Source organism: Wenyingzhuangia sp. 2_MG-2023, from assembly GCF_030548295.1.
GTDB lineage: Bacteria > Bacteroidota > Bacteroidia > Flavobacteriales > Flavobacteriaceae > Wenyingzhuangia.
In genome coordinates, this window is the sequence record NZ_JAUOSB010000129.1 from 1 (window position 1) to 258 (window position 258).

The following is a 258-nucleotide window of genomic DNA, read 5'->3' on the forward strand; positions in this document are numbered from 1 at the left end:
GATCGGACGTTGGCGATACACCATGTCGGGGGAATTGGGATATCCAGTAGGATCATTTGGCCCTCGGGGGCTTGGGAAGGGGCATCCAGTGGGTCGGGTCATAGCAATGAAAATCGTGCCAATCCCCATGCTCATCCACAGGATAGGGCTGCGCGTCACTTCCCACCCAGCACATGACAAGAATGGGCGTTGATTTAGAACCCAGCACGCCCTCGCGCGGATCGTTGTGAGCGTGACGGCTGAATGTCAGGAACGGCG

The 258-nt window shown here is 57.8% G+C and carries 1 protein-coding gene; it reads right to left on the reverse strand.

Going from position 1 to position 258, the window contains the following annotated elements; translation table 11 throughout:
- Window positions 1–52: 52 nt before the first annotated feature.
- A complete protein-coding gene (locus Q4548_RS17275) occupies window positions 53–175 on the reverse strand; it encodes a DUF551 domain-containing protein (RefSeq protein WP_369281304.1) in 123 nt (40 codons plus the stop codon).
- Window positions 176–258: the final 83 nt, after the last annotated feature.

Bases quoted from the DNA above. Each gene is read 5' to 3' on its own strand.
- Q4548_RS17275 (WP_369281304.1), bottom strand. From the start codon at position 175: ATGTGCTGGGTGGGAAGTGACGCGCAGCCCTATCCTGTGGATGAGCAT.